The organism is Mycobacterium sp. ABE4_509, assembly GCF_056160785.1.
Map to the genome: position 1 here is coordinate 1 of NZ_JBSWXU010000228.1, position 5,240 is coordinate 5,240.

A 5,240-nucleotide genomic window follows, 5' to 3' on the forward strand; every position below is an offset into this window, starting at 1 on the left:
GCGCTGGTGCTGCTGACCGCCGGCGCGGCCGTCGGCGGATACTTCGCACTGCGCGCCAACGAACACGCCGCCGATATCGCGAGCTCCGACGCGGCAGCGCTGCAGGCGGCCAAGGACTGCGTGGCGGCCACCCAGGCCCCCGACACCGCCGCGATGACCGCGGCCCAGTCGAAGATCCTCGAATGCTCGACAGGTGAGTTCGGCGTGCAGGCCGGGCTGTACAGCAGTGTCCTGGCCGAGGCCTATGAGGCCGCCAACGCCACCGTGGCCGTCGACGACCTGCGCGCGGCGGTTGAACGGCACAACGAGGACGGCTCGATCAACGTGCTGGTCGCGGTCCGGGTGAAGATCTCCAACGCCGAAGCGGCCGACCAGCAGGTCGGCTACCGGCTACGGGCCAGGATGGCCCTCGACGAGGGGCAGTACCGGATCGCCAGTCTGGATCAGGTCACGTCGTGACGGCGGTTCTGGACTCCACACCGACACAGGCACCGCCCGGATCGACGACGGATGCGCCGCCGGCGTCGTGGGCGGCTCGGGCGGGCGCGTTCGCCGTCGACACGCTCCCCGGGGCCGGGCTGGTCGCCACGGCCGCGCTGCTGGCCCTGGCCGCCCCGGCCGACGGCTGGGTGCGGTGGGTGTTCGCCGCGGTCGCCGGCGTCACGCTGTTCCTGATGGCGATGAATCGGCTGGTGCTGCCGCATGCGACCGGATGGACGCTGGGGCGTGCGCTGTTCGGCATCGAGGTCCGGCACCGGTCGGGTGAGCCGGTCGGGATGTGGCGTTTGACGGTGCGGGAGGTGGCGCACCTGCTCGACACCGGAGCGCTGCTGGTGGGCTGGCTGTGGCCGCTGTGGGACCGCCGCCGCCGGACCTTCGCCGATCTGCTGCTGCGGACCGAGGTGCGGCGGGTCGGTGCTCCGGGGCGCGACATGCGGCGGGTGGTGGCCTGGGTCCTGATCGCCACCGCCGCGGTGTGCGCGGCTTCGGTGGGGCTGGGATACGGGGTGGTCTACCGGCACGAGCGGGCCGTCGATGCGGCGCAGGTCCAGATCGCCGAACAGGGCCCCCGCATCGTCGAGCAGATGCTGAGCTACGGCGTAGACACGATCGACGAGGATTTCGCGCGGGCCCAGCAGTTGACCACCGACGGCTATCGGCCGCAGTTGACGGCCCAGCAGCAGGCGGTGCGCAACGCCGAGGCGACGACGAACGAGTACTGGGCGGTCGCATCGGCGGTGCTGACCAACCCGCCGGTGACGCCGGATCGCGCCGCGATGTTGTTGGCGATGCAGGGCCAGCGGGGCACCAACCCCGACGACTTGAGGTTCATCACCGCGACGGTGCGGGTCGAGTTCGAACGGTCACAGGGGCAGTGGCGGGTGGCGAACCTGACGGTGCTGAAGAAGCCGCAGATGAATCAGGCCGGACAGTGAGTCCGCGACGGAGGGTGGCCGACCCCGCGGACGGCGGCGGCATCGGCCCGGACTACTTCCGGGTGCAGCCCCGGCCTGCCCGGCGGTGGGGTCTGCCGGTGGTCGCGGTGCTGGCCGCCACCCTGATCACCGCGGCGATCGTGGCGAGCGCGCTGATGCTGAACCGCCATGAGGCCGATCGCCGCGCCGCGCTCGACGACGCCGCAGCGCTCGGCTACGCGCGCGAGTTCATGACGATGTACACCTCGCTGGATCCGTTCAACGCCAACGACTATGCCGATCGGGTGCTGGCCGAGGGCACCGGCGAGTTCGAAGAGAACTTCCAGGGCAGACTCAACGAGATCCTCATCCAGGTCGCCCGTTCCGAGCCGACCACCGGGACCGTCCTGGAGGCGGGTGTGCAGCGATGGAACGACGACGGCAGCGCCGACGTGCTGGTCGCCACCAAGATCACCACGACTTCCCCGGACGGCACCTCCACGATCGAAAGCGGCAGCCGCTGGATCGCCACCACGATCAAGGAAGGACAGCAGTGGAAGATCAGCAACCTGATCCAGGTGATCTGACCGCCGATCCCCCGAAACCCGCGGAATCGCCGAAGAACCCGGTGGGAAAGGCCGCCAGAGCCAAGAGCCAAGCCGGGGAGCAGGATTCCGGCGAGTCGCCCGACGACGCGGCACCGCCCGAGGAGACCCGGGAGGCCGGCGAGTCTCAGGAAGCCGGCGAGTCCGAGGAGGCTCAGGAGGTCGTGCTCGTCCCGCACCGGCCGGCCGGGAGGCGCCTGATCGCCGCCGTGGCGGTGGCCGCCACCCTGTTCGTCGGGTCCGCCGCGTTCGCCGGCGCCATGGCGCAGCCCTACCTGTCCGAGCGCGCCCTGGTTCAGACCAAGCTCGACATCGCCGAGACCGCCACCGCCGCCATCACCACGTTGTGGACCTATACGCCCGAGGACATGCCGACCCTGGTCGACCGGGCGTCGCGCTATCTGTCCGGCGACTTCGCCGCCGAATACAGCCGCTACATCGACGCGATCGTCGAGACCAACAAGCAGGCTCAGGTCAGCAACAGCACGCAGGTGGTCGGAGCGGCGGTGGAAAGTGTTTCGCCGCCGGACATCCCGTCAACGGCCACGGCGATCGTCTACACCAACTCGGTCGCCACCAGCCCGGTGTCGAAGAACATCCCGTCGTTGCGCTACCTGTCGTATCGGCTGACGATGGAGCGTGACGGTGGCCGCTGGCTGATCACCCGGATGTCGACCGTGACGTCCTTCGACCTGACCCCCCAGCTCTGAGCGCCGAACTCGCATTCCGGCAGCGGAAGTGCGAGTAGACGGCTGCTGGAATGCCATTTCGGCGAGAAAGGAAGTTTCCGGTGGAGTTCGTGAAGCGCAACCCGCGGGCGCCGGAGGGATTCTTCGCCTGCGAGGCGGCCGGGTTGCGGTGGCTGGACTCGGCGGGCGGCGGCGTGCCGTGTGCCCGGGTGCTGGACGTCGACGCGGTGTCGCTGACGCTGGAGCAGCTCTCCCCGGTGGCGCCGACCCGGGATGCGGCCGGGACGTTCGGGCGGCGCCTGGCCCGCACCCACGCCGCCGGCGCGGCCGGGTTCGGGGCGGCCCCACAAGGATGGTCCGGTCCGGGATTCTTCGGTCCGCTGCACCAGCCGCTGCCGATGGCGTTCTGTCGGGAACGGTCGTGGGGCGTGTTCTACGCCGAGCACCGGCTCGCTCCGATGGCCGAGTACGCCGCGCTGGACAGCAGCACCGCCGCCGACGTCGCGGAAGTCATATCCCGCTGCAGCGCAGGTGATTTCGATGACGATGATCAACCGTGCCGGCTGCACGGCGACCTGTGGAGCGGCAACGTGATGTGGACCCGGGAGGGGGCGGTGCTGATCGATCCCGCCGCCCACGGCGGGCATCGCGAAACGGATCTGGCGATGCTGGCCCTGTTCGGCTGCCCCCACCTGCAGACCGTGATCGAGGGGTACGCCGGTGAACACCCGTTGCGGCCCGGCTGGCGTGACCGGGTGGGCCTGCACCAGTTGTTTCCACTGCTGGCCCATGTGGCGCTGTTCGGGGGCGGCTACCTCGGGCAAACCCGCGCGGCCGCGCGCAGCGCACTCATGCTCAGTTGAAGGCCAGCCAGGCCGGCTGAGCGCGTTCGCGGGAGTCGCACAGCACCGCCATGGTGTCGCAGGAGCCGCGCGGGGCGCCGGCGCCGGCCCACATCCCGCCGGTGTCGCGGCGCAGCACGATCGCCGACGACCCGCCTCCGTCCAGCAGCACGGCGGTGTCGCTGCCCAGGCCCCGGAACAGGTCCTGGATCTGATCGGGCGTGTATCTGCCCCCCTGGAACACGTACATCTCGTCACGGTCGCCGACGTAGGCGAGCGCGGTGCGGGCCGCTGCCGGACCGGGATCGTCGAGCTGGCCGGTGTCGCCGGGGGCGAGCAGTCCGAGGCCCGCGACGGCGACGAACCGGGTGCCCTTGTCGATCAACCCGGTGACGACGGGTGTCGCCGCGTCGAAGTCCTCGTCGTTGCGCGGCGCCACCACGTACGGCTTGCCGGACACCGGCAGGATCATCGTCGACAGCGCCGTCCAGCGCTCGTCGCCCCCGGACAGGCCCTGCTTCCCGGCGTAGGGCAGGGTGCCGGTCACGGCGACGTTGGTGCGGCCCAGCCCGCGGGTGTTGTCCACATAGGCGCCCAACGGCGAGCTGCAGCCCGTCGACTTCCACGAGCCGCCCTGCTGGCTGCGGATGTCGAAGAAGTTCGCGTTGATCGCGATGGTGGGCTGCCCGAGCGCCTGCCAGGCCTGCAGCGGGGAGTAGATCTCGGAGGCCTGCCAGAGCCCCTCGCCGGTCCGTGCGCGCGGGTCACGCTCGCAGCGCGCCTGGTATCCGGTGTGCGAGTCGGCGAGCAGCCGGGGGGCGAGGCGCTGCGAGGCCGCTTTGATGATCATCAGCCGGCCGCCACCGTCGATCTCGTACCAGTTGCCGGCCGCGTTGAGCATCGGCGCGGCGAAGCCGTCACCGAAGTTGTACACGAGGTAGGAGCCCTTGGTGTTGGCGATCGCGGCGGCGAGCAGTTCGCGGGCGCTGGCCGCGCCGGCAGCCGGAGCGGTCGCCGCCGCCAGCAGGATGCAGACCAGGGACAGCGCCCCGGCCCGGGCACCGGTGCGAAGTCGCCGGAAGTTTGCGGTGGGGCTCCACACCGTCGGCTCCTCTCACGGTCGGGCCGGTCAACGGCGTCGGGCAATACAACTGTAATCCCAGCAGACACACTGTCAACTTTCGTCACAGCAGCATCACAGGAGCATCGCGGCGCGGTCGCTATCGGGTTTGCTGAGCCGCCGCACGGAGCGGCGGGGGCGGCGGGGGCGGCGGTGCGACACCGCAGTGGGACCGGCCGTCGGACCGCGTCGCGACCAGCTACCCGTGCGGAGATCGTTCGCCGGGGCGCGGGGTGGATGCCGGCACGGCCGGATCGGTCGGCCGGGCCACCAAGCCCGATTCGGGGAGCAGCGGTCCGCCGCGTCCGAAACGTGTTCGGCCCCTGCGAAGCCCGCAGTGGCGAGGAACCCCGGCCAGGGCGGGCGGACCGGCGCAGCTAACTATGCGCCCGGCGCGTCGGCGGCATCTGTGTCACCATCGAGAGGTGGGTTACCTCGGTGCGCAGGTCATTCGTGGCGTGTCGCTGATCGCTGCCGGCCTGTGTGTGCCGTTGCTGGGCGCGCCGGCCGCCGGCGCCCAGCCGGATCCACCGCAGCCGGTGCTGCCCGGTGCGCCGTCGGTCCCCGTC

At 71.0% G+C, this 5,240-nt stretch carries 6 protein-coding genes; 5 read left to right on the forward strand and 1 reads right to left on the reverse strand.

Features of this window, described 5'->3' with window-relative positions:
• From ACXAID_RS26940 to ACXAID_RS26960, 5 genes are all read left to right on the forward strand, one after another.
• A partial coding sequence (locus ACXAID_RS26940) for a hypothetical protein (protein WP_475025237.1) occupies positions 1 to 459 on the forward strand: 459 nt, incomplete at its 5' end.
• Positions 456 to 1,436, forward strand: a complete 981-nt coding sequence (locus ACXAID_RS26945; protein WP_475025238.1) for an RDD family protein — start codon at positions 456 to 458, stop codon at positions 1,434 to 1,436. The genes ACXAID_RS26940 and ACXAID_RS26945, both read left to right, overlap by 4 nt.
• Entirely contained in the window at positions 1,433 to 2,002 is a 570-nt protein-coding gene (locus tag ACXAID_RS26950) for a mammalian cell entry protein (RefSeq protein WP_475025239.1), read from the forward strand. Before ACXAID_RS26945 ends, ACXAID_RS26950 begins: the two co-directional genes overlap by 4 nt.
• Entirely contained in the window at positions 1,969 to 2,730 is a 762-nt protein-coding gene (locus ACXAID_RS26955) for a mammalian cell entry protein (RefSeq protein WP_475025240.1), read from the forward strand. Before ACXAID_RS26950 ends, ACXAID_RS26955 begins: the two co-directional genes overlap by 34 nt.
• A 50-nt stretch (positions 2,731 to 2,780) precedes the next feature.
• The gene (locus ACXAID_RS26960) at positions 2,781 to 3,572 is read left to right on the forward strand and encodes a fructosamine kinase family protein (RefSeq protein WP_475025241.1); all 792 of its coding nucleotides are present in this window, start codon (positions 2,781 to 2,783) and stop codon (positions 3,570 to 3,572) included.
• Here the strand turns inward: ACXAID_RS26960 and ACXAID_RS26965 are convergent.
• Positions 3,565 to 4,653: a phosphodiester glycosidase family protein gene (locus tag ACXAID_RS26965; RefSeq protein WP_475025242.1), complete on the reverse strand. Its 1,089-nt coding sequence runs from the start codon at positions 4,651 to 4,653 to the stop codon at positions 3,565 to 3,567. The two genes, ACXAID_RS26960 and ACXAID_RS26965, sit on opposite strands and share 8 nt — an antisense overlap.
• Positions 4,654 to 5,240 lie beyond the last annotated feature (587 nt).